The organism is Paenibacillus sp. IHB B 3415, assembly GCF_000802655.2.
Lineage (GTDB): Bacteria > Bacillota > Bacilli > Paenibacillales > Paenibacillaceae > Paenibacillus_AQ > Paenibacillus_AQ phytohabitans.
The window spans coordinates 1-25,143 of record NZ_JUEI01000009.1; the positions used below are offsets into that span (position 1 = coordinate 1).

General features: G+C 51.4%; 17 protein-coding genes. 15 read left to right on the top strand and 2 right to left on the bottom strand.

Features of this window, described 5'->3' with window-relative positions; translation table 11 throughout:
* The first annotated feature begins 434 nt into the window (after positions 1 to 434).
* From QW71_RS37785 to QW71_RS05330, 7 genes are all read left to right on the top strand, one after another.
* On the top strand, positions 435 to 1,433 hold the full coding sequence (locus QW71_RS37785) for a hypothetical protein (RefSeq protein WP_052769902.1): 999 nt from the start codon (positions 435 to 437) through the stop codon (positions 1,431 to 1,433).
* A 275-nt stretch (positions 1,434 to 1,708) separates the two neighbouring features.
* On the top strand, positions 1,709 to 3,169 hold the full coding sequence (locus QW71_RS05305; protein ID WP_039294393.1) for a glycoside hydrolase domain-containing protein: 1,461 nt from the start codon (positions 1,709 to 1,711) through the stop codon (positions 3,167 to 3,169).
* A gap of 15 nt (positions 3,170 to 3,184) precedes the next feature.
* Positions 3,185 to 4,534, top strand: a complete 1,350-nt coding sequence (locus QW71_RS05310) for an ABC transporter substrate-binding protein (protein WP_039294396.1) — start codon at positions 3,185 to 3,187, stop codon at positions 4,532 to 4,534.
* An 82-nt stretch (positions 4,535 to 4,616) separates the two neighbouring features.
* Entirely contained in the window at positions 4,617 to 5,498 is an 882-nt protein-coding gene (locus QW71_RS05315; RefSeq protein ID WP_039294399.1) for a carbohydrate ABC transporter permease, read from the top strand.
* Positions 5,498 to 6,334 carry a carbohydrate ABC transporter permease gene (locus QW71_RS05320; RefSeq protein ID WP_083442443.1) on the top strand — a complete coding sequence of 279 codons (837 nt, stop codon included), beginning with the start codon at positions 5,498 to 5,500 and terminating at the stop codon, positions 6,332 to 6,334. Before QW71_RS05315 ends, QW71_RS05320 begins: the two co-directional genes overlap by 1 nt.
* Positions 6,335 to 6,406: 72 nt before the next feature.
* Positions 6,407 to 8,146 (top strand): sensor histidine kinase, encoded by a 1,740-nt coding sequence (locus tag QW71_RS05325; protein WP_039294404.1) that lies wholly within the window; start codon positions 6,407 to 6,409, stop codon positions 8,144 to 8,146.
* Positions 8,147 to 8,176: 30 nt separating this feature from the next.
* Positions 8,177 to 9,742 (top strand): response regulator, encoded by a 1,566-nt coding sequence (locus tag QW71_RS05330; protein WP_039294406.1) that lies wholly within the window; start codon positions 8,177 to 8,179, stop codon positions 9,740 to 9,742.
* Between the two features lie 185 nt (positions 9,743 to 9,927).
* Here the strand turns inward: QW71_RS05330 and QW71_RS05335 are convergent, their stop codons facing one another.
* The gene (locus tag QW71_RS05335; protein WP_039294409.1) at positions 9,928 to 11,916 is read right to left on the bottom strand and encodes an alpha-amylase family protein; all 1,989 of its coding nucleotides are present in this window, start codon (positions 11,914 to 11,916) and stop codon (positions 9,928 to 9,930) included.
* Between the two features lie 132 nt (positions 11,917 to 12,048).
* Between QW71_RS05335 and QW71_RS05340 the strand changes: the two genes are divergently transcribed.
* The 8 genes from QW71_RS05340 to QW71_RS41215 all read left to right on the top strand — a co-directional run bounded on the left by QW71_RS05340 (position 12,049) and on the right by QW71_RS41215 (position 23,848).
* Complete coding sequence (locus tag QW71_RS05340) at positions 12,049 to 12,957, top strand: AraC family transcriptional regulator (protein ID WP_039294412.1); 909 nt, start codon at positions 12,049 to 12,051, stop codon at positions 12,955 to 12,957.
* A 165-nt stretch (positions 12,958 to 13,122) separates the two neighbouring features.
* Positions 13,123 to 13,899 carry an SGNH/GDSL hydrolase family protein gene (locus tag QW71_RS36925; RefSeq protein ID WP_052769903.1) on the top strand — a complete coding sequence of 259 codons (777 nt, stop codon included), beginning with the start codon at positions 13,123 to 13,125 and terminating at the stop codon, positions 13,897 to 13,899.
* A 58-nt stretch (positions 13,900 to 13,957) separates the two neighbouring features.
* On the top strand, positions 13,958 to 16,267 hold the full coding sequence (locus QW71_RS05350; protein WP_039294415.1) for a helix-turn-helix domain-containing protein: 2,310 nt from the start codon (positions 13,958 to 13,960) through the stop codon (positions 16,265 to 16,267).
* A gap of 248 nt (positions 16,268 to 16,515) precedes the next feature.
* Positions 16,516 to 17,502 carry a sugar ABC transporter permease gene (locus QW71_RS05355; RefSeq protein WP_042139566.1) on the top strand — a complete coding sequence of 329 codons (987 nt, stop codon included), beginning with the start codon at positions 16,516 to 16,518 and terminating at the stop codon, positions 17,500 to 17,502.
* Positions 17,503 to 17,517: 15 nt separating this feature from the next.
* The gene (locus tag QW71_RS05360) at positions 17,518 to 18,402 is read left to right on the top strand and encodes a carbohydrate ABC transporter permease (RefSeq protein ID WP_039294420.1); all 885 of its coding nucleotides are present in this window, start codon (positions 17,518 to 17,520) and stop codon (positions 18,400 to 18,402) included.
* A 38-nt stretch (positions 18,403 to 18,440) separates the two neighbouring features.
* On the top strand, positions 18,441 to 19,991 hold the full coding sequence (locus QW71_RS05365; RefSeq protein ID WP_039294423.1) for an ABC transporter substrate-binding protein: 1,551 nt from the start codon (positions 18,441 to 18,443) through the stop codon (positions 19,989 to 19,991).
* Positions 19,992 to 20,118: 127 nt separating this feature from the next.
* Complete coding sequence (locus QW71_RS36930; RefSeq protein WP_235441397.1) at positions 20,119 to 23,421, top strand: Ig-like domain-containing protein; 3,303 nt, start codon at positions 20,119 to 20,121, stop codon at positions 23,419 to 23,421.
* A complete protein-coding gene (locus QW71_RS41215) occupies positions 23,375 to 23,848 on the top strand; it encodes a fibronectin type III domain-containing protein (RefSeq protein ID WP_235441398.1) in 474 nt (157 codons plus the stop codon). Before QW71_RS36930 ends, QW71_RS41215 begins: the two co-directional genes overlap by 47 nt.
* Positions 23,849 to 24,143: 295 nt before the next feature.
* On the opposite strand, the gene yidC is transcribed toward QW71_RS41215, so the two are convergent.
* The gene (yidC, locus tag QW71_RS05375) at positions 24,144 to 24,986 is read right to left on the bottom strand and encodes a membrane protein insertase YidC (RefSeq protein WP_047013645.1); all 843 of its coding nucleotides are present in this window, start codon (positions 24,984 to 24,986) and stop codon (positions 24,144 to 24,146) included.
* Between the last annotated feature and the right edge of the window lie 157 nt (positions 24,987 to 25,143).

Here is a 25,143-nt window from a genome sequence, read left to right on the forward strand (position 1 = left end):
ACTCAAAATCGAGTGGGAAACCGTGGAGGTTCGAGTCCTCTCGCCGGTATCAATCAAATACAAAAAAGCTCATTAGATTTTATCTAATGAGCTTTTTTGTATTTTCGTGACTCATTCATTTTGTTTGCTGAAGATACTTTGGTACGGAACTCCAGGTGAGAATAAATATCTGCAGTAGTTACTAACCTCCCCAGAAAAGTACATGGACGTCTTATTCACAAATCTCTCGCTCGCAAACCTAGCATGAAAATAGCGTGAGTTTACCGAAAGAGTCTACATCCCATACTGATGATGCATGACGCGAAACACGATCCTCTTTAGGGTGGCATATCGGCACCGGCAGCGTCATCCACCGTGACGGCGTCTTCCATTTCTATTTCTCGGCATTTAATGAGGGGCATAAGGATATTGAAGGGAAATTTGAGCAGGTGCTGATGCGGGCAACGAGCACGGATCTCAGAAACTGGACTTTTGATCCTGACTTTTTTGTGACACCGGGTGTGGAGCATTACGGCAATTTGCACTGGCTTGACCCGCATGCCTTTTGGAATGAAGAAGCAGGCTGTTACTGGCTGGCCGTGACGGCGACCGAGAAGGATGGACTGCTCCACCGGAGCAGCTGTACCCATATCATGACTTCTCCGGATTTGAACGAATGGACGCACAGCAAGAAGCTGTACGCCCCTCGCATGTTCGACTCCCAGGAATGTCACGACTTCTTCAAGATCGGCGATAAATGGTATATGATCTTCTCCAACCTGACCCGCTGGTGGGAGACGCGTTACCGGATGGCTGACAGCCCCGATGGGCCATGGATCACGCCAAGCTTCGATGATATGTTTGACGGACGGGCGTTCTATGCAGCTAAGACCGTAACCGACGCTGAGCGCCATTATCTGGTCGGCTGGCAGGGCATCCGGATGAACATGGATGACAACGCCAAGTATCAATGGGGAGGCAGTGTGCTGGTTCATGAACTGGTGCAGCGTCCGGATGGGACGCTTGGCGTGATGCTGGTCCCAGCGGTGGAGCAGTCCTTCGACCGCTCGCTGGTGCTTGACCCCGAAGTCCATCTGGGTGAATGGAGCGGTACAACCCGCATTAAGGCCATTGTGCCGTATGGTTTTGGTTGGCAGGAGCTCGTGCAGCTTCCACAGCATGCTCTGCTCCAGGTGGATATAGACTGGGAGCCGGGAACCGGTGCCTTTGGCTGGATGCTGCACACGGGTGGAGACAAGCTGGAACAATGGTGCCAGGTTCGTATAGAGCCTGAGAGGGGGAGACTCCTGTTTGATCGTTCGAACAAATTCCACGATGATTATCATTATATCGAAGAACGTCCAATCTCCCTCAAAGCAGGGGAGCCGGCCTGTTCATCGAAAACGGTGAAGCGGTCTTTACGAATGTGGAGATCAGGGGAAATGTTGGGGTAACACTTTAAAATAATAATTCAAAAGAACCTCCGGTTGCCACTTTGTGATGGCAGACGGAGGTTTTTTTAGAAATATAAGAAATTATATGTTGCACACGATAACTTATCCTTCTATTTCTCGCTGAAACGAATGCCGTCCTTTAAGAGGACGGCGAAGACGTTTCTGCTTGATATAAAAAACCAAAAATATTGAACACAGGATAAAGAAGTTAGAATATAAAGCGCTTTCTTAATGTTATATACTCAAGGCACGTTAAAAGAAAGGGGTTGCAAACATTGTCGAATTTGTTTTACAGGCCGGCAGGAGCCTGGGTGGGAGACCTCATTCCCTACTATAAAGACGGTACATTCCGTTTGTTCTATCTTCATGACTGGAGGGAGAATAAGAGTATTCACGGGGAGGGAACTTCCTGGTTTGAGCTCCGCACAAGCGATTTTGTACACTACGAAGAAATGGGCGAAATGCTGAAGCATGGAAGTGTGAGCGAGCAGGATCTCAACTGTTATACCGGCTCGATCATCGAAGCCCAGGGAGAATACCATCTGTTCTATACCGGCCTCAATCCGAATCCGGAATTCATAGAGAACGGGGTGCCACTCCAATGCGTCATGCACGCCGTGAGCACGGATATGGAGCAGTGGCGAAAAATCCCCGAGGATACCTTCTATTCCGACGGAATTCAATATGAAAGGCATGACTGGCGCGATCCCTTTGTATTCTGGAACGAAGAGGCGGGGGAGTACTGGATGCTTCTCGCCGCAAGGAACAAAGAAGGTCCTTCCCGGCGCCGGGGAAGCATCGGGCTCTGTGCTTCGAAGGATCTGAGGCAATGGGAAATCCGCGAACCGTTCTGGAATCCGAAAATGTACGTGACACACGAATGCCCGGACTTATTTCAAATCGGGGAATGGTGGTATCTGGTTTACTCCACGTTCTCGGAGCGGTTTGTCACCCATTACCGCATGAGTAAATCTTTAAGCGGACCTTGGACGGCGCCGAGAAATGATGCGTTTGACGCCAGGGCGTTCTATGCCGCCAAAACATGGAGTGACGGAAACAAGCGATATGCTTTTGGCTGGGACCCCAGCAAGGAAAACGAGGATGACTACGGTGATTGGCAATGGGCCGGGAATCTGGTCGTGCACGAACTCGTTCAGGAACAGGATGGAACATTAACGGTTCGTATCCCGGAGACAGTCTCCCATCATTTTTCAAATGAACAGGCTGCCGTGTGGGGTTCCCGGCTTGGGGATTGGAAGGAGTCAGAGGGAGGCATAGCGGCGGTGGCTGACGAGACCTTCTCTTGCGTATCTGCGGGTTCCATGCCGGAAACTTGCAAAATTTCGGCCCGGTTATCCTTCTCCGAAGGAACCAGAAGCTGCGGTATTATGCTTCGTGTTAGCGAGGACAACGACGATGCCTATTATATTCGCCTTGAACCCATTCATAACCGCCTGGTGTTCGACATGTGGCCCCGCCGGATAGAGGGTGAGATGCAGTGGCATATCAAAGGAGACCACCCGCATGCGGTAGAGCTGGAAGTACCAATAGAATTGCATGCCGATACGAATTATAATATCGAGATCGTTGTGGAGAATTCTGTTTGCGTTGTATACTTGGCCGACCAGGTCGCTATGACTACACGTTTGTATAATTTAAAAACCGGCAACTGGGGCTGTTTTGTTCAGGAAGGCCGGGCGAATTTCGAACAGGCATCCATTTCGGTTCCCAACTAACAGGAGGTCTTATAAATGAAACGTTATGTCAAATGGCTGACTCTCTCGTTATCTCTGGTTGTCCTGGCGGCGATGGTGAGCGCATGCGGAGGCAAAAATACTAATAACGGCGCTTCAGAAACCGGATCGGCAAATCCGCAGAAGGTGGACAAGAAAACATACAAGTGGTTCGTGGCCCGCGGCGTAGACAGCCCTCCGGCTGTTACTGTAAAGGAGATTGCAGATGAGTTCTCAAGGACGCATCCGGAATTCGAGCTGGTTCTGGAAGGCACGGGTGATCGCCCGTCCTATCTGCAGAAGCTGCGGACATTGATTGCGAGCAATGAGATGCCCGCCATGTTTGATACAGATCCGGATGCCTATGCTTCCAAGCTCGTGGAGCAAGGAAAACTGGTAGATATGAAAAAACTGCTGGAGGAGCTGGGGAAATATGAAGATTTCCGTCCGGTGGCCTTGCAATATCAGCAGTTCGCAGACGGCAGCATGTATACTTTCCCGCTAGAATATGGAATCGAGGTATTCTGGTACAACATCAAGATGTTCAAGGATCTTGGACTGAAGCCGCCGAAGACGTTCGATGAGTTCATGGAGGTTGCCGAGAAGCTGAAGCAAAGCGGGGTTACGCCGATTGCCGTCGACGGCAAGGATAAATGGCCGGTTCTCCGGTACCTGGCGTACAAACCGTTCCGCATGACAGGCAATGATTTTATCGAAAATGTAAAGCAAGGCAAAGCATCCTTCAAGGACCCGGCCGGCATGGAAGGTATTAAGTTCGTTCACGATCTGGGCACCAAAGGGTACTTTCAGCAAGGATTCACTGCAACGGATTATACCGCAGCGCGCGATTTGTACCTGAGCGGCAAAGCCGGCATGTATTACATGGGTTCATGGGAAACTATGAACTTCGTAAATGATAAAGTAAGCACAGAAATGAAGGATAATATCGGTTTTTTCCGGCTTCCCATGATGGAAGGCGCCACAACGGCTGACAATGATTATTTTATCAACTCGGGTATCGGCGTTGCCTTCAACCAGGAGACCTTCGATGATACGATGAAGGAATTCGTCAAATTCCTTCTGGAGCAATACCCGAAGGCCTATACGGAAAAAGGCCAATTCTCGCCTTTCAATTATTCACTTGATCAAGAACAGGGGATGCCGGAGCTCTTCTATAAAATTCAGGACGAAATCGCGAAATCCGGCAACGTCTTTGCGGTCCCGTGGGATACGCGCCTTGATCCGGCCACGAATGAGCTGCTCGGCAACGAATTGAATGCCCTGGCTCTGGGAGCCCATACTCCGGAAGAATTTGCCGAACTAATGGATCAGGCGATTAAAGAAAACGCGCCGAAATACTTCAAATAGCGATACTAAACATGGCGGCCAACCGAAAGCCGGTTGGCTGCTGTAAGTACAATAAAACTAAAATTAGGGAATGAGCAAGCATATGGATAAAGTCCTGCGCAATCGCAAAGCCGCTCTCGTCTTTCTGCTGCCTGCATTATTGGTGTATTTGCTCACCGTGCTGGCGCCTATCCTTTGGTCGATGTATTTCAGTTTCTTCTCCTGGGACGGAGTTTCAGATATGCTCTATATCGGCTTTGACAATTACACCAAGATGTTCGGCGGCGACAAGACATTCTGGAAGGCGTTCAGCAACAATCTGATCTATGTTTCCATTATTGTAGCCATGCAGGTATTTCTTGGTTTGTTGGTTGCCATCTTGCTGACCAGCATCACCAAAGGGAGAGAATTGTTCAAAACATTATATTTTGCCCCTGCCATCATCACATCAGTAGCGATAGCACAGTTGTTCCAAAATGTGTACTCGTTTGAGCCGGTCGGAATCCTGAACTTTTGTCTGCAGCAGATAGGTCTTGGAGACTGGAGCAAACCTTGGCTGTCCGACCTCAATTGGGCTCTGAGTGCGGTATCGGTACCCGAAGGCTGGCGTTATATCGGTCTTTATATGATTATCCTGTATAGTGCATTAATTTCCATTCCTTCCGATATCGAGGAGGCTGCCAGAATTGACGGAGCTTCTTCCTGGAATCTGTTTCGTTCGATCAAAATGCCGCTGATTAAGCCGGTTCTGATGGTTTCGATCATTATGGCTACTACGGGGGCGCTGAAAGGGTTCGACATCCCGTATATCATGACGAACGGGGGACCTGGCCGCGTAACAGAATTGTTGCCAACCTATATGTATAAAACCGCATTCTCCAGTCTGGACTTCGGCTATGGCAGCGCGATGGCTGTATTTATCGTCATTGAAAGCCTCATTGCAGTTGCCTTTATCAGACGGATGATGGACAGTAAGGAGACCTGATGATGAAAATTTCTGGCTATTCCAAGGCGGTTCTTCTAGTTGTTTCCTTTGCTCTGCTTGTCATTCAAGTGTATCCGCTGGTCTGGGTGTTCATCTCCAGTTTTAAAGGGCCTACCGATTTTGCAGGGGATAATCCGCTCAGCCTGCCAAGCCAATACACTTTCGATAATTATTTCAATGTGTGGAGCAAAGGGAACCTGGGGACTTATTTTTCCAATAGTTTCATAGTCGCCGTGACGACCATCGTGCTTGTGATCTTATTCAGTGCCATGGCCGCTTTCGTGATCGAGAAGATGTCTTTTAAATGGAGCCAAAGTGTGTTGTTCTTATTTCTGTGCGGCATTATGATCCCGATTCAGGTCGTGCTCATACCGCTGTTCATTCTTTATAACAAAATAGGAATTATCAATACGCTCGCTTCTCTTATTTTGCCCCAAGTAGGTTTTGCCCTGCCGATCTCGATTTATCTGTTCGTGAGCTTCTATAAATACATTTCGAATGAGATCATGGAGGCCGCTGTAATGGATGGCTGCGGTGTGTACCAGGTGTTCTGGCGGATGATTTTCCCTCTATCCCGGAATACGATAGTTACAGTTGTAGTTATGAATCTGATATTCGTCTGGAATGAATTTATTTTTGCCAATACGTTTATTCATGATCTGAAATCACGGACCATTCCAGTTGGCTTAATGGATTATATTGGACAGTACGGTTTGACGGATTGGGGAGCGACCTTTGCTGCAATCAGCATCACGACCATTCCGACGATGGTGGTTTATTTCATTTTCAACAAGAGCGTTATTTCCGGCATGACCGCAGGAGCAACGAAAGGTTGATCTCCCACATCCCTTTGTCAGAAGGTATACTGAAAGTACCAGGCTGCAACTTTTCTTGGTCAGGGGGATCTCATGAAAATACACCGGCTGTTCCTGTCGATTAGCATCCGAAGCAAAATCATTATACTGTCAATCGCCTGTTCCTTGCTGCCGCTTGTCCTGATTGCTTCCTTAACCTTCGTCTATTTAAGCAAAGTGATCGAAAACAAGATGTCCGATACCACCTCCAATTTGCTGGGCTCCATCAATTGGAATATCCAGACTTTCGTGAATGATGTGGAAGCGATCTCGAAGCTGATGTTGTCCTCCCGTGACGTTCAGAATTTTCTTTCCTATACTAAGAAAGATTTCAAGGAGATCTATGACCTTCAAAATGCGACCCGCAGTCTGATCGTCAATATTACCAACAACAAATCCTATATACGTTACGTTTACGTGGGCAGCGGGCAAAGGGAACTGATTACCACGAACCAATGGGACAGGTTAACGTACGACAATATCTATCAGGCGGTCTCACGGACGAAATGGTATCAACAGGTGGGAGGTATGGGTGGGCGGGGCTTGTGGCTGAACAGCGATGAAGTCCGGCTTGTCAAGGACAGTCCGAACCTGCTACTGTACGGTAAACAGTTAAACAACCTGGAGACGCTCGAACCGATCGGCATGTTAATTATTTCAATCGACAGGCGGGTCTTCGATGAAATGTTTCAAAACATTTCCAATGCGGAAAACGGGAATTTGATGATCCTGGAGCAAAATAAAGTCATTTATTATAATTCCCGCACTGCCGACTTGAAACAGCTTCCTCCAAAAGAAATGAATCTGCTCTATGGCTTGCCTGAACGGGGCACCCGTATCGAAACGATGGGCGGAGAACGGTATGTCATCACCTTTGATACCAATCCGGTAACCCAGTGGAAAGTGGTCAGCATGATCCCTTATTCTAACATCAATTCGGAGATTGTCTGGATACGTAATGTTACGCTCACGCTAACAATGGTGGCTTTCCTGCTGGCCGCCTATGGTTCGTATTTAATCTCGAAGCGTATCACGAAGCAATTGACTTTACTCTCCTCCGTCGCCAGAAAAGCGGCCAAACGGGAGATGATCGAAGGAATCCTCTTTCAGGAGGAAGATGAAATTGGGAAAATAGGCAATCAGTTCTTGAGGACCTTCCGCACCAACTCCGAATTATCAGACAAATTAATAGAAGCCAGGCTGAAGGAGCGGGAAGCAGAGCTGCACGCGTTGCAAAGTCAAATCAACCCTCACTTCCTGTACAATACGCTGAATTCCATATATCTAATGGCCGAACGAATCGGTGCCAAAAATATTTCGAAAATGGTCATGTCGCTGTCTAACATGTTTAAGTTAAGCTTGAATAATGGGGACTACATTACCACTATCCGCAATGAGATCGACCAGGTGAAAAATTATTTGGAGATTCAAAATATCCGCTATAACGGAAAATTCGAGGTGACCATTGAGCTCGAACCGGAAATTGAACATATCCGCATGCTTAAGCTCCTGATACAGCCGCTGGTGGAGAATGCGATTTTTCATGGAATCGAGCTGAAGGAGAGCCAAGGGAATATTTACATTCGGGGACGAATCGAAGGAGAGACGCTTGTATTCGAAGTTGAGGATGATGGAGTAGGCTTTGATCCTGCGGTTACGCAGCCTAAGGGATATGCATTAAGGAACATCCAGGAAAGGATTCAATTGCATTATGGCCAGAACCACGGACTCCGCATAGACAGCATTCCAGGCATCGGAACCAAAGTTACCCTAAGGATCGGAATAATGGATTGAGACCGGGCTATATGAAGGTGGGATTACATCATGTATAAACTTTTTATAGCGGATGATGAACAGCTGGTGGTGGAAACATTGTCGGCCGTGATCGACTGGAACGCGTATGGGATACGGATCGTGGGGACGGCAACTAACGGCAAGCAAGCCCTGGAACGGATTCTTCAGTCCGATCCGGACATTGTTCTGACAGATATTCGGATGCCCGGCCTGAATGGGCTGGAGCTGATCCGTGCCTTGAAGGAGAAAGGCCGTAAGGCAGAATGTATCATAATTAGCGGGTATTCCGAGTTTGAATACGCCAAAGAAGCCATTGAGCTGGAGGCGGTAGATTATTTGATCAAGCCGGCAGAGCTTGAGGAAGTAGCCAAGACTGTCTCGAGGGCGCTCAAGCGTCTGGAGCGTAAAGCGGATACAACGGGGAATCGCCCTGAACTTCGGAATGCAACAGCCTTGGACCGGGCGGCGTTTACAGATCTAATCGTCCATGCCAAACGCCCATCGTTTGATCAGACGCCCTACGAACGATATAACCAGTTTGCGGTCCTTGTGATTGGAAGCACGGAGACGCTGTGGCTCGAACGGATGAAGAACAATGGCGCTACGGATGCTCTTCTCAGCTTTTTGACGAATCGCGGAATCGTTGTGGACCTACTCTACGAGCAACAGAAAGTCATCTTATTATGCATGGCGGCCATGGAGGACAACGAGCCATTAACAGAAATTTTGCTGGCTGCAGCCGAAGCCTTCTCGAATGACAGCTCATCGGACGATATTTCATTGTCGTTTGGATTGGGTCCGGTTGTAACTGGAATTATACATGCAAATCTCTCTTTTGTGGCAGCCGACAAGGCATGTGAAATGGGGGTGTTCTTTGGGGTTCCGGTTATGGAGGGGAGCCGCTTAGAGGAGATTCCCCGCGTATCCGAGCAGTGGCTGACCCGTTGGTCTGACTACATCCAATCCTTCGTCCGTTACGAACAGAAAGAGTTCGAGGAGATGCTTGAACGTTGGACGGAATGGGGGACGGGACGGCTGATGGCTCCTGTTCTGCTGAAGAAGGCAAGCATAGAGTGGGTGAACCGGATGCTCGATCTGATCGAACAGGACTATGGAATCAAGATTGAGAAAGTGATCGGCGCCCGCCCGCAGCTGATTGACAGGATACTGGAAACGCCGGATTGGGCGTCTTTGCAGCAACAGTTGCAGGATTTAGCGAAAAGTGTGCAATTTTATTTGAGTGTAACCAAGACTACCATGAAGGAAAAGGTGGTTCAAGAAATCAAAGCGTACCTTGAATCCCATTACCATGAAAATATTGGGCTGGATCAATTGGCAGAACGGTTCGGCCTCAATTCTTCCTATGTAAGCAACTTATATTCCAAGTCGACCGGACAAACCATTCTGGAATATGTCACTTTGCTGCGCATTCAGACAGCGAAAAAGATGCTGAGAGAAAGCAGCTTCAAAATCTTCAAAATATCCCAAAATGTCGGATATGATAACCAGCGGTATTTCTGCCAGGTGTTCAAGAAGGTTGTGGGTGTAAGTCCCGGCCAGTATAGAGAAGAACATATGATGAAAAGTGAAGAGTAGGCCATAAGGGTGACTGATATCAAAAGACCGGATTCATCGCTTTAAGCGAAGAATCCGGTCTTTTATGCATTTGGAGACACACCTCTACTTAAGGGAGGCGCTTACGAATGCCGGTAAACTCCAACTGAGGTGATACTCAATCAATAAGTATGATCTGGATTCACCCGTAGGATGAATTTTGTTTTTTAACGGGCCAGCTCTATCACTGCCATCTGGTGATTCTCGAGATAAGGAACCATATATGTAAGTTCACCGTTTCGGCCTGCTGTGAAAGGCAGTTCAGTCATCGAAGGAGCCAGATAGACCCGCTGGACTTGGGCAGGAGACGGAAGTTTCAGGCTGACAGAAATGTCCCGCAGCGGCACGATGTCCTCGATGACTTCGATACGGCCCTTCAGTGCAGGGGCGGCATAGAGCAGATGGTGTACATAGCGCTTCTCCGCCGGCTGGTACTGCAGGGTCGTTATTCCCCGGGCCGGCAGACCGGTGCGCAGGGAGGGACGCGGCAGCAGCCGGGACAGTGCATGGAGCACCATCTCTTTGAGGATAAGGTGGCCGCCTTCCGCATAGTCACTGAACACATCCCAGGCGATGTAGATTCCGCTGCTGCTCTCAACCATGGCCGGTCCATTATCTTCTCTGGTACCGGGTGTATGCTGATGCGAACAGAAAGTAAAGACATCGCGGTTGAAATACGGATTCTCCAGGTGACCCAGCGATTGTCCTTCCCGCAATTCTACCAGCTGACCTTCACCATACATTACATAGGAAGCAGGCAGGAGGGCGCCGGGAGTGAAATACGGCTTAAAGTAAGAAGGCCGGTAGGCATTGGCTCCCAGCCAGCTGATTCCCAGATTCAGCGCAAAAGCATCACCTGCCGTATTGAGTCCTGAACGGCCGGTGGACAACACTTTGCCGCCTTCAGCGGTAAAGGCTTCGATAGCGGAAGCCAGTTCCGGCCATACCGGCACTTCATCCGGCAGGATCAGCACTTTGTAAGCGGCGAAATCACTGAATGTATCCACGATATCATACAAGTAGTGTCCTTCACTCAGTATACGCACTGCTCCTGCATCAGCCAGATTACGCTGTCCCTTCAGCGCCTGTCCGTCAGGGCAGGCTTCACGGGCCGCCTCCAGGGACAGGACAGCGATGTCCGCAACGGACTCAACTCCGCTGCACCACTGCTCCTTCGCCTCTACCTCGGCATAGGCAGCGCCAATTAGGGCATAGGTCGCTTCATCCATGAAGCCCGAAGGGTGAAGCTGATCACCGATGGAGCATTTTGCACCGTGGGCAAGGCTGAGCGCGGCCTCATACCGCAGCGCGTTCGGATGCTTGTAGCCGCCGAATTCGCCCCAGGAGGTATGGAATTTGCCGGTCATGCCGAGAAATTCCATGCCCAGGGTCTGGGCGTACCGTGCTGACAGCGGGAAGTGATCATAGCCCCACCCTCCGGTCGGAAGTGACTCCAGCTCGAGGTGGCTGTTAACCTGGACAAGATCACGGCGGCCCCGCTGCTGATGACCGTTGTTATGATAGACCGGAAGGCCTGGCTTTACCGCGTCAATAGTCTCCCGGACACGGCGTGCATAATTCAGATAAGTCTGTTCACCGAGGGCAGTGACGGCTGCTTCATCGCGGGGATCCTGGCCGGCTGCCTGCATTGCCGAGACGCAATACTGGCAGCGGCATTTACGGCCGCCGACGATATCGAGGAAGATACCGTCAGCATCATAACGGGAAACTACTTCATGGATTTGCGCCAGCAAAACGTCCAGATAAGGTGTATTCATGCAAAACTCATGATAACCCGGCGTCATGAAGTCCTTCACCCAGCGTGTGCGGTCCTCTGCATCACGGATCAGCCACTCGGGATGACGGCGGGCCAGCTTCTCATCAAGGCCAGCGGACAGATATACAGGTGTCTTGACTCCGATTTCGTGAGCTGCACCGATCATCTCCCCCAGAAGGTCGAAGGAGAGATGCGGATGGATTTCATTGGCTTCACTGGGATGATAGGCCCAGCCGTGATGGCATTTGGAGAATACCGTAACAGAGTCAACATGACCGGCACGCAGCATGGACTGAAATTGGGATTTGGAGAAATCTTTGCCGATGCCGGGAATGAATTCAGAAGTATGGAAGTCCAGGTGAACCTGACGAAAACGCATGGATACACAGCCCCTTATACGATTTGGATGAAAAGCGGATTCCCAGTCAATGTACCTCTTTTATGCCGGGGCAGCCAGTGATATTATAGACTTTGAATAGCACAAAATCGACTTGGACAGGAGAGATAGCCAGTGCTGTGTCTGGAATTAGCGATTCCGCCGCTGCCGCAATTCGTCACGGTGGGACATGCCGTCTGGCCGCCGGGAGACCGGCATTTCGCCCGCACCTTCGGTGTGTATGATCTGCTGCTGGTGAAGCGCGGAACGCTCTATATGAGAGAAGAGGACAAGGAGTATGCGGTGGGTCCGGGTAAGCTGCTGGTGCTGGAGGCGGGACTGCCGCATGAAGGTTACCGGGCGTGTGAGGAGGATACAGAAATTTATTGGGTGCACTTCATCCATGAATCTAAGCCGGCGTATATCCGGCGGGAGGATATTCCCTGGTCATCCCTGCTGGCCAAGGGAACGGTGGAGGATGAGGAGCCCTCTGCACAGCAACGTCTGTATATGCCGAAATACGCCACAGTTGATGTAGAAGCGTTGGAGCCGATTCTGCATGAGATGAACGAGATTCACAACCGGCTGAGTGCAGAAAATGCGCTGCGTCTCCACCTGCTGCTGGCCGGGCTGCTGGAGGCACTTCAGGCGGAATGCATACGGACTGCACAGCCGGAGCCGGCGGTCCGGCTGGCCCGGGCGGCGGCAGGCTACCTGGATGTCCACTGGAGACAGCCGTTCAATCTTGCAGGACTTGAAGAGGAGCTGCATTTCCAGGCGGATTATATTACGAGGTGCATGAAACAGCATATCGGCACCACGCCGCTGCAGTATGTACTCCATCTGCGTCTGGAAGAAGCCAAAAAGCTGCTGGGCGGTACGGTGCTGGGTATTTCGGAAATTGCCGAACGGGTAGGCATTCAAGATCCTAACTATCTGACGCGCCTGTTCAGTTCGAGGTTTGGACTGACTCCCGGAGCGTACCGCCGGCGGCTGCGTCAGAGGGAAGATACAGCCGCCTCTACCGGCACGGAGGAAATCTAAGGGCCGCTGCGGGTGCTTCCAAGAGATCAGTCATGTCGATATCATGCTAAAGAAAGTCGGGATCGTTAAGGCGGAAAAGGGCAGGTGGCGCTACCATTAGATTGCAGGAGAACCGCTTGGCATAGGCCATGCCGGGGAAATGGCGCAATAATCAGGAGGGAAGATATGCTGCCTTTAAATATTAATACGATTATCGATAGCGTGACAAAAAAATCCGCGAATCTCAAGATTCTGTTCCTCGGGGACAGCATTACGGCGGACGGCCTGTATATCCGCTTAATCCGGGAATGGCTGAAGCAGCACCGTCCGGATCTGGCGGTGGAGCTAATCCCGGGCGGTGTTCCCAGCGAGACGGCCTCGGGACTGAGTGAAGCGGCGCATCCGTTTCCGCGTCCCTGCATCCATGAACGGCTGGCAAGAGAGCTTGCGGCAGCATCTCCGGGTGTGGCCGTAGTCTGCTACGGGATGAATGACGGGATTTATCATCCCTTGTCGGAAGAGCGTTTCGCAGCCTATCAGGCGGGGATGCAGCAGCTGAGCACACAAATCCGTGAAGCTGGCGCTGCAGTTGTGCTGATGACACCGTCGCCATTCGATGCCCCGTCAATGAACGGCCGGCTGCAGCCGGCGGATGCGGCTGATTTCAGCTATCTGGCTCCTTACCAGGATTACGATGAGGTGCTGGAGCGTTATGCGGGCTGGCTTCTGTCCGGTGAATGTCCTGCGGAGGGCATCATCGATTTGCGCACACCGCTGCTGGAGCATATCCGGCAGGAGCGGTCACTCCATGCCTCGTATAGCTATGGCGACGGAATCCATCCGGACGCAGCGGGACACGGGGTAATCGCACGGACACTTTTGCGGAATTTGTTCGATGCAGAGCCGGATACGCTGCCGGGTGCGGAGGAATCGGGGGAGGCGGCCCGCGGAAAAGCGGATTGACAGGCAAAATGGCGCGGGATTATATTAAGGTCACCCTATGAGCCGGGAGAGATCACCTATGAATGTATTGCAGACGATCCGCTCGCGGAAATATTTACAGCGGATTATACTCAGCTTTATGCTTGTTGTCGCCACGCTGGCTGTGGCTTCGCTATTTGTGAACTCGAATGCCCGCGGCAAGGTGCTTAGCCTGCAGAACGAAGCCGACCGCAAGCTGCTGACCCAAATCAATTACAATATAGAGAACATGAATGGTATCGTGAAGGATTTGGCGGTTTCCCTGTACAATGACGAAGAGCTGCTCGCCCTGAAGTCCGGTGCGGATTACAGGCAGAGCATTCTCAAGATTGAGCGCCTCAACCATACGGTGGCAGCTTCCCCGTATCTGCATGCTGCCGTTTTTTACAACGGGGCCCAGCACCGGTTCTTCTCGTCGCTCAACCATGAAATTAACAATAGTCTTCTTTACGATTCCCTTAAGGACTATATGGCCTCGCGGGCGGATCTGCCGAAGCTGCAGCTGATTCCGCTGGACCTTGACGGAAAGGATGAGGGGATAGACGTATTTGCGATCTTTATATATGACGGGGACACCCTCGGTTCTATTAATGACAATGTGCTGATTCTGACAGTGAAGCCGGGATGGATGCTGGATAACATGAAAGCGCTTAATTATGTGGCGGAGCGGGAAGAAGACGTACTCTTCATTACGGACAGTGACGGTGAGGTGCTTATTTCAACCGACGGGCTGCTTCCGGCAGGTCTTGACATCAAGGCGGACCTGCTGCCGCGGATTGCTTCTTCGTCTGCGCCGCTTAATTCTTTTAATGAAACGTTTGGAGACAGGAAATACAAGGTCACTTATCTGAGCAAAGCGCTGAATAACTGGCAGATCATCAGCATGCAGGATTACGATGTTGTGCTGGGCAGCGTCCGGCAGATGAAATGGACGGAGATAGCGGTCACGCTGTCTGTTGCTTTGCTCGCTATCCTGCTGTCCGTGTTCTTTGCTTTGCGGCTGTATAAGCCGGTGGGCCAGCTGCTGACGCTGGTGCCGCAGGATGTACGCGGTGCTCCGCAGGCGAAGGATGAGCTGTCGCTGATTGCGGCGAATGTAACCGAGATGATCAGCAAGCTGAAGGGTCTGGAGCTGGAACGGGCCTCGCAGTCCAATATTGCGAAGCTCTACCAGCTGCGCAGCCTGATCGGGTCAAGCCAGAGCCTCGATGAACAAGCATTCCTGCAGATCAGGGAGCAGCACGGAATAGACATCGCTTATCCGTCGCCGCTGCGGCTGGCGCTGGTGCAGATCGACAATCTGCAGGGGCTTGCGGCAGATCCGGGGCTGCCGATGGAATCACTGCTGTACTTTGCCATTGCCAATATCGGCCAGGAGCAGCTGCGGCTGGAAGGCACTTGTGAAGCGGCCGATATGAAAAGCGGCCATCTGGTCTTCATCACCGGCAGCGGAGCCGGGACACTTGCGAAGCTGGAAGAGCGCTTCCGGGAGCTTCAGCAGACGATTTTTGACTACTACCATATTACCTTTACGGTTACGCTGAGCGAAGTGTTCACGGATTACCGCTGCATCACCCGGCATTACAATTTGGCCATGCGTCACTCGAACTACCGGATGGTCTTCGGCAAGGGAGCAGTGATTGAGCCTGAAATGCTGCGGGAGAATGAGCGGAATGAATCGCTGCGTATCCCGCAGGAGCTGGAACGGCAGCTGACAGAAGGACTGAAGGGCGGGGATCTGGCAGAGACGGAGCAGACGATCCGCAAATGGAGAGAATTGCTCGGCAGCTTCAGCTACGAGAATATGTTCTCGGCGGTTCTTCATCTTGCGGTAACCTTAAGCAATACGCTTGGCGAGATGAACAACCGCAACGTCAACCCGGTATCGGTCAACCTGCAGGCCGTTAACCGGCGTATTCTGGAAAAAGAGACGCTGGATGAGATTGAGGCCGTACTTCTGGAGGTTGTGCGCGAGGTGGCGGAGCAGCGGCGCAGCGGGCGGGAGGATAAGAACCGGCTGCTGGCCGAAACAGTGAAGGAAATTATTGATAAGCATTACGCCGATCCGGATCTGAATGTACAGCGGATTGCTGATATGCTCAAGATGAACCCGGTCTATCTGGGCCAGGTATTCAAAGCGCAGGAAGGAACGACAGTGGTGGATCAGATCAACTCAGCCCGCCTGGCCTATGCCAAAGAGTACCTGGAGCAGAAGGACCTGACCGTTACAGAGATTATGGAAAAGGTCGGCTTCGGCAACGAAAGCTATTTCTACCGCCTGTTCAAACGCCGCTACGGAACGACGCCGAAGGAATACCGCCTGAAGTCTGCCATTGACCGCAGCAAGTAAACAAGCCTCTGCAACCTTAAGCCCAGGCCCGCTAAATGAGCGATGTTCATTTAGCGGGCTTTTTGCTGCGCCACGTATGGCTTCGCCCGGCCGGAACAGGAAACTGGCAACAATACAGCCCCTCTTTACAGCAATCTTGCAATTGTACAGTAACGCCGAAGCCTGATTCTACGCTATTGTTAGTCCTGCAAAGCCTGGTACACAGGCAAACAGCTGCAGCTAAGGAAGGAAAGGAAGGGGCTTTGGTTATGTTGAATAAGGTTCCACTAGCGGAACAAAGAGCAAGTTCAGGTGCGCCGCCGGGAACGCGCAGAAGAACGTGGATTGGAAGAGAGCTTCACCATTTCCGGAACAACCGGGAGCTGTTTCTGCTCTCGCTGCCGGGACTCTTATACAAATTGATTTTTGCCTATATTCCAATGATTGGCCTGATTATCGCCTTCAAAAATTACCGGTATGATCTCGGCATCTTCGGCAGCAAGTGGGTGGGACTGGATAATTTCCGTTATTTATTCACTACGGATACGGCATGGCGGATAACCCGTAATACGGTTCTATATAATACCGCCTACATTGTGGTAGGTACCTCGGCAGCGCTGCTGCTGGCGATTCTGATGAACGAAATCAAGGCTAAGTGGAGCAAGTTCTACCAGACAGCCTTGTTTCTGCCACACTTCCTTTCCTGGGTACTTGTGGGTTATGTGGCCTATGCCTTCTTGAACCATTCGGATGGTTTTATCAACCGCACCCTGGAATCCTTCGGGCTGAATCCGGTGAGCTGGTACCAGAATGCGGGGCCATGGCCGGTGATTCTCATTCTGGTTCAATTATGGAAAGTGGTGGGGTTCAACACGCTGATTTATTTTGCCGGCATTATTGGCATTAACAGCGAATATTACGAGGCAGCGCGGATCGACGGGGCGACCAAACGGCAGATGGCGTTCAAAATCACAATCCCCCTGATGGCCCCGATCATCATCATTATGCTGATCCTGTCTATCGGCAACATGTTCCGCGGCGACTTTGGCCTGCATTATTTTATCCCGAACAACTCAGGTTTTCTCTACGGCTCTACGGATATCATCGATACCTATGTGTACCGTGCGCTGCGTGAAGTCGGCAATGTAAGCATGTCCGCGGCTACAGGCTTTTACCAGTCGGTTGTGGGTCTGGTGCTGGTGCTGACGGCAAACGGAATCGTGCGCAAAATTGATTCTGATAATTCCCTGTGGTAAGGAGGTGCCCTGACAGTGGGCAAGAAATTCGAATTTTCCAAGCTGTTCATTAATCTGCTGTTTACGGTGCTGTCGATTGTGGTCGTCCTGCCGTTCCTGCTGGTCATCGCCGTGTCGCTGACGGATGAGAAGTCGCTGACCGAAAACGGGTATCAGTTTATCCCAAAAACCTTCAGTCTGGATGCCTACCGCTATCTGCTGGACGCTCCTGACATTCTGCTCCGCGCCTATGGAGTGACCTTCACGGTGACCATTATTGGCGCGCTGGCCGGCCTGCTCCTGACCGCGATGACTGCATACGTGATCTCACGGCAGGATTACCGGTATAACCGGGCGACGACGTTCTATGTATTTTTCACCATGCTGTTCAGCGGGGGACTCGTTCCTTCCTACATTCTCATTACGCAATATCTGCATCTGAAAGACAGCCTGCTGGCGCTGATTCTGCCCATTCTGCTGTCGCCGTTCAACATCATGGTCATGAAAGGCTTCATGTCCAAAATTCCGCTGGAGATCATTGAATCGGCGAAAATCGACGGGGCGCGGGAATTCCGCATTTTCTTCAAGATTATCCTGCCGCTGTCGACGCCTGCGCTGGCTACTCTGGGTCTTCTGATATCCTTTACGTATTGGAACGAATGGTTCAACGCAATGCTCTACATCGACGATCCGAACAAAGTGCCGCTCCAGCTATTGCTGGTACGGACGCTCAACAGCATTGAGTTTCTCACCACGAACTCTGAATTTACCGGACAGCTGGGCATCGATCTATCGAGTTTCCCCAACAGCTCGGCGCGGATGGCGATTGCCGTACTGGCCGGCGGACCGATGCTGGTGATCTTCCCGTTTTTTCAGCGGTTTTTCGTCAAAGGGCTTACGGTTGGCTCCCTAAAGGGTTAACATACAATTACATGTACAAAGTACAGGAGGTCACTTACATGAAAAAGAAGCTGTTTGGAGTTCTGGCATCTGTATTGCTTGTTGGATCGGTGCTATCCGGCTGCGGAGGCAACAATAACGGCGGCAATAGCAATGCCGGAAAGGGTGCGGAAGGAAGCGGAGCGGAAAGCACGCAAGGCGCGGCTCCGGAATCAGGAAACGCAGGCGAGCTGAAGCCGGTCGAACTGACCTGGTATTATCCGCTGTCGCAGCTGCAGGCCGATCAGGAGAAGGTGCAGGAGGAAGTCAACAAGCTTGTGAAGGCGAAGATTAATGCCACAGTGAAGCTGATGCCTGTTGCGATCGGGGACTATGTGCAGAAGATGAACACGGTGCTTGCAGCGGGCGAGAAGTTCGACATTCTCTGGACCGGCTATATGCTGAAGCCCGAAGAGCTGGTGCGCAAAGGAGCCATCCAGCCGATGGACGCGCTGCTGGATGAATATGCGCCGGAGCTGAAGGCAGATGTACCGCAGGTGATGTGGGACGGTCTGTCGGTCGACGGGGAAATTTACGGTATCCCGAACCAGCAGATCAACGGCTCCCGTTACGGATTTATTATCCAGAAACGTTTTGCCGACAAGTACAATCTTGATACCGCTTCCATCAAGAAGATAGCAGATATTGAACCGTTCCTGGCTCAAATCAAGCAAAATGAACCGGACATCATTCCGTTTGGCGTATTCGGCACTTCCTTCATCAATCCGCAGTCCCATGACGACAAATATTGGGTAGTTCCGGGGCTGGATGACCATTTCTATATCAAAACGGATGATCCTACGTATACGCTGCAGCGTTATCCGGAAGAAGAGCTGGACAATTTCCGCCTGGCCAGCAAATGGTATAAGGAAGGCTATATTTACAAGGATGCCGCTACCGAAAAAGCGAATGATTACCTGGCCAAAGGCCAAATTGCAGTCGATTTCAACGTTATCCTCAAGCCGGGTGTGGAGGCTGAGGTGAAGGCCAAAAACGGCGGCAACGAAGTTATTACTGTACCGCTTAGCGACTGGTTCTCCAACGGCTATTCGGCTACGACCAACCAGTCGATCAGCCGTACGGCCCCTAATCCGGAACGTGCGATGATGTTCCTTAATCTGGTGAATACCGACAAGGAGCTGTACAATCTGCTCTGCAATGGTGTTGCCGGTGAACACTATGACACAACCAATGGGGATTACATCAAGGCAAAGGCGGATTCCCGTTATCTGCCGAATATGGACTGGGTTTTTGGCAGCGTATTCAACTCCTATCTGAAAGAAGGGCAGCCGGAGAATGTCTGGGAAGAGACCAAAAAGATCAATTCCAATTCAGAGGTCAATCCTGTAGGTGCCTTCAAGTTCAATTCCGAGCCGGTGAATACGGAGATCGCCAACCTGAATGCGGTCTGGGGTGAATATAAACGGGGACTGGTTACCGGAACACTCGACTTCGAAGAAACCTGGCCTGCATTATATGGCAAGCTGAAGGAAGCGGGCGAAGAGAAATATGTAGCAGAGGTAACCAAACAATTCGAGCAATTCCTTAAGGATAAAGGCCTGAAGAAATAAGCCTCATAGAGAATATACCTGTACCTTTGGAGGAGATCACAGAAACCTGCTGCTCATGGACGGCTTCGCCAAGATATAATACCGGCGGAGCCGTTATCATTCCAACCGGAAAGGAAGAGGAGCCTTGGTGAAAAAACGTTTGCTTGCAGCCATTGCCGCCAGTATGTTGTTCACGATCAATCCTGCCCCGCCGATTGCGGGTACTGTATCGGCGGAGGGAGGATCTCCGGGGGCGGTTATTTATGTCGCCACAAATGGAAGCGATTCCAATAATGGGACGCAGAATGCCCCGTTTCTGACTTTGGAAAAAGCCCGTGATACCATCCGGACGCTGAAGGCGGAGGATGGCTTGCCGGAGGGCGGCGTCACTGTGTATTTGCGCGAAGGAAGGTATGAACGGACGTCCAGCTTCGAGCTGCGGCAGCAGGATTCAGGCGAAGCCGGCAAGCCGGTCACTTACACGGCTTATCCGGGTGAGTCCGTGACTTTGTCAGGTTCGGAGCAGCTGGCCAAGTCAGCGTTCGTTCCGGTTACGGACACGTCGGTGCTCAGCCGTATTATAAGTACAGAGGCTAGAACCAAAGTGCTGGAGGCGGATCTGGCAGCGCTCGGGATCACCGATTACGGTCAGCTCAGCCGTCATGGCTATTATCTGGCCAATGATCTGAGCGAGGTGCCGCCGATGGAGCTGTATGTGGCCGGACAGGGAATGACGCTGGCCCGCTGGCCCAATGAGAGCACCGTTCAGATGGATGAAATCCTTGATCCCGGTCCGACAAGGAAGGACCCGAACGGGGAGGTGCATACGCGCGGCGGCACCTTCACCTATACGTATGACCGGCCCCAGTACTGGACGCAGGCAGACGATATCTGGCTGGACGGGATCTTCGGCTACAGCTGGGAATGGTCGTATAACAAGATTGCTTCCATTGACACGGCTGCCCGAAGCATTACCCTCCGTTACGGGGAAATGAGCGGCATCTTCAAAAACTGGTACCCTGATTTCCATTTTGCGCAAAATCTGCTGGAGGAAATCGATATGCCGGGCGAATATTACATCGACCGCCAGGCGGGCAAGCTGTATTTCCTGCCGAACGCTGAGTTTGCAGCGGATAACCCGGATATTGAAGTGACGATGCTGAAGAGTCCGATGATTAACGCGCTCAATGCTTCGTACATTGACTTCTCCGAGCTTGTGCTTGAGAATGGCCGAGATTCTGCTGCAGTGTTCATGGGCGGCAGCCATATGCGTATTCTGAACAGCGAGATCCGCAATTTTACCAACAGCGGGGTACTGGTTAACACACAGAGCCGGTTCTATTACAACAACTTTGAAGGGGCACCGGGAACGGACCACGCCATCATCAGCACCCATATTCATCATATCGGAGGCACCGCCGTCACGCTGACAGGCGGCAACAAAACGAAGCTTGCACCAGGGAACAATGTGGTGGAGAATTCGCATATTCACGATTTTGCCTACTATCACAAAGCCTACAATCCCGGGGTACTGCTGTCCGGCGTCGGCAACCGCATGTCGCACAATGAGCTGCATGATGCGCCCCATCCGGGCGTGCTGATCTTCGGCAATGATCATACCGTGGAGTATAACGAGATCTATGATGTATGCACCACCTTCTCGGATCTCGGCGCGATCTACATGAATGCCGGCGAGCAGCCCCATGAGCGCGGCACGGTCATCAGGCGCAATTACTTTCATAACATCGGCGAGAGCAAAGCCGGAGTGGAGGGCGTATATCCCGACAATTTTACGATGGGATTGACTATCGACGAGAATATTTTTTACAAGATGGGCAATTCGGCTATTAAAAACAACGGCGGCGCGCATATCCTGACTCGCAACAATATTTTTATCGACAGCAAAATTCCTTATGATTATGCGGATATGTTCCTGGGCGATGAGCCGGATGACCAGGTACCGCTGAACTACATGCCGAAGTGGCAGGCGTTGTTCGCGGCAAACAATAATTTCACCGGAACCCCTTATCTGACGAAGTACCCCGAGCTGGCGGATTTCTTCACGGAGAACCGGTATTATCCCGACACCAATACGTTCCAGGGGAATGTGGTCTTCAACCCGTCGGTTCCGCGCAGTGTAACGACCAATGTGTACGGGGCATACGACAAGTTCGGACTGGTCCAGTACGCCAATAACTGGGTGACTGCCGCAGATCCCGGCTTCACCGACCTGGAGGGAGGCGATCTGTCGCTGCGGCCGGATGCGGATGTCTTCGATGTCATTCCCGGGTTTCCTGACATCCCGTTTGCAGAGATCGGTATAGCAGGGAAAGCCGGTACAACGGCAGGAACAGACAGCTATCCTGTGCAGGGGGTAGCCGTCTATGACAGCGAAGTTACCGTGGACCGCTGGAAAACGCTGAAGCTGCGCACGGCGGTGCTTCCGTGGAATGCGGATCATCCCGTCCTGACCTTTACTTCGGCCGATCCCGGCATCGCGTCTGTGGATGTTGCTGGCATAGTTACCGGTCAGGCGGTCGGCAGCACAGTCATTACGGTGGCTTCGGCGGAGAATCCGCTGCTGACTGCCACGGTTACGGTTAACGTGGAGGCAGGGGACGGCGTGATGGACTTCACGGATTTCGAATCCGGCGCGAACGGCTGGCTGCAGGATGCGAACCGCAGCATTGAGAAGATTGGGCCAAACCGCTGGTACAAGATTCTGAACGGAGCCTCATCGCTCAGTCCCAAGTCCTTCTCCGATTACGAGCTGAGCTTCAAGCTGAAGACACCTGAGGTTATAGGGGATAATGCGACCCTGTATATCTTCGACCGTCAAGTTGGCAGCGGCTCCAGCCGGATTGGCTACAAAACCCGGGCGGATGGAAGCTCAGCCTGGCTGCTGTACAATTCGGCCTGGACGGTGCTGAAGGAGGTGAAGCTGCCGGGACATGACCTGCAGCCGAATACGGAGTATGCAGTCAAAATGCTTGTTAAAGGCGGCGACATCAGCGTCTATCTGGATGGAGCCTTCCGCCTGAAGGGCAATGATCCGGGGCATAACGCGGCAGGAAAAGTCGGCTTCTATGTCAGCAATGTCAGCCAGATGCATGTCGATGACATTCAGTTCAAGGCACTTACGACTACACTGGCCGGAATCATTCCGGCGGAGAGCAAGATGCGTCTAGCCGCCGGGGAACAGCGGCAACTGCAGCTGGCCTTTGATCCTGCGGATACGCCGGACACAAGCGTAACCTGGCAGTCGGCCAATCCGGCGGTCGCCACGGTGGACAGTACGGGAGTGGTCCACGCCGTATACGAAGGGGAAACCCTTATCTCTGCTGTGTCAACGGTAAATCCGCTCATTAAGACGGACATTACAGTAACCGTCTCGAGCATTATGCATGAGACAGACTTTGAGAACGGGGGCAACGGCTGGCCGCCGCTATAAACTGCTGAACGGTGCTACCGGCCTGCTCGATCGCAGCTTCACTTCTTATCAGCTGGAATTCAAGCTGAAGACACCGCCAGTGATCCCGGATAACGGCATCCTGTACATCTTCGACCGCCAGGACAGCTCCGGCTCGACCAGGATCGGCTACCGTACCCGGGCAGACGGAACCTCCGCCTGGATGCTGTATGACACAGCCTGGCAGAAGCTGACCGAGACGGTCCTGCCTGGACATGACCTGCTGCCGGATACGGAGTATGACGTGAAGGTGACGGCCCGGGACGGAGATATTGCCGTATCTGTGGACGGCTCGCCAAGGCTCTCCGGCAGCGATCCGGGTCACCGCCCGTCCGGCAAGGTTGGCTTCTATACCAGCGGCTTCGCCTATATGCTGTTCGACGATATTATCTTCTCGGTATTGCCGTAAATCTAATCTAAGCTTCGAGGGCGCTCTTCCTGCGGGAAGGGCGCTTTTACAGTTGAGCAGGCTGGGAATCTAAGAGGAGCTTCTATATTCCCCCTTAACGAGCCGCTAACAAAAAAAAGAGCATCTGAGGCCGCGCCTCAGATGCCTTGTATTTAGTATTGTTCTATGACTGGTTCAATCTTCAATCTTATAAATCTTCTACTAAACGAGCCGCTAACAAAAAAAAGAGCATCTGAGGCCGCGCCTCAGATGCCTTGTATTTAGTATTGTTCTATGACTGGTTCAATCTTCAATCTTATAAATCTTCTACACCGGTGGGCAGGTTTTTGCCCGCTACACTTGGCTTCGTGTACATTTTATTGAGTATGATCGTTTGCAGGATAATGAATATACCGCCCACCACCCAATATAACGGTAACGCGGCGGGCATCTGAAATGAAAATACACCCATCATGACCGGTGATAACAATCCGATAAAAGCCATTTGGTTATTTTGATTTTGCTGAACCTGCGCTGAAACGGATTGAGATACGCGGAACTGAACGTAATACACCGCAGCGGCAATAAGCGGCAAAATCATATCTGTTGTCCCCAAGTTAAACCACAGAAAATCGTGAGCTGCAATCTCCGGGGTACGGCGAATGGCGTAATAAAATGCGAGAGTGATCGGCCATTGGAGAAGCATCGGTAAACACCCCATGTTTAAGGGATTGAATTGATGCTTCTGGTAGAGCTGCATCATCTCGGTTTGCTCTTGTTTTTTTGCATCCGTACTAACGTCGTTCTTATACTTCTCCTTAAGCGCAGTTAACTCCGGCTGGAGGAGGGCCATCTTTTCTTTCATAACCATTTGTTTCTTGGTTTGATTCATCATGAGCGGCAGGATCGCAAGTCTGATGATGAATGTCATCAGCACGATCGCTAATCCGTAGTCTCCGTGAAAGGTATCCGCAAAGAAATTGATCAAGAGCGAAAATGGATAAATAAAAAAGTGGTTAAATATCCCTGGTGAACCGGCATTAATCGGGTTGGATTGGGATGCTGCCGAACACCCGCTGAGCATAATGACCGGAATAACTCCAATCAAGATGACGAGAATGGGCTTGGCCCATTTTTGTAGCAACAAAAGCTTTTTCATCGTTGTCCTCCCTAATTGAAAGTATGGAATATCAATGTGGGGAAGGACTATGGTCTTCATCATCCGGTGCTTCTCTTCGTCTGACGGTACGTACTATCCACTTCTGAATGCTGCTCGGTTGAGACAGTCTGACAGCCACATACCAGGTTGAACCGGC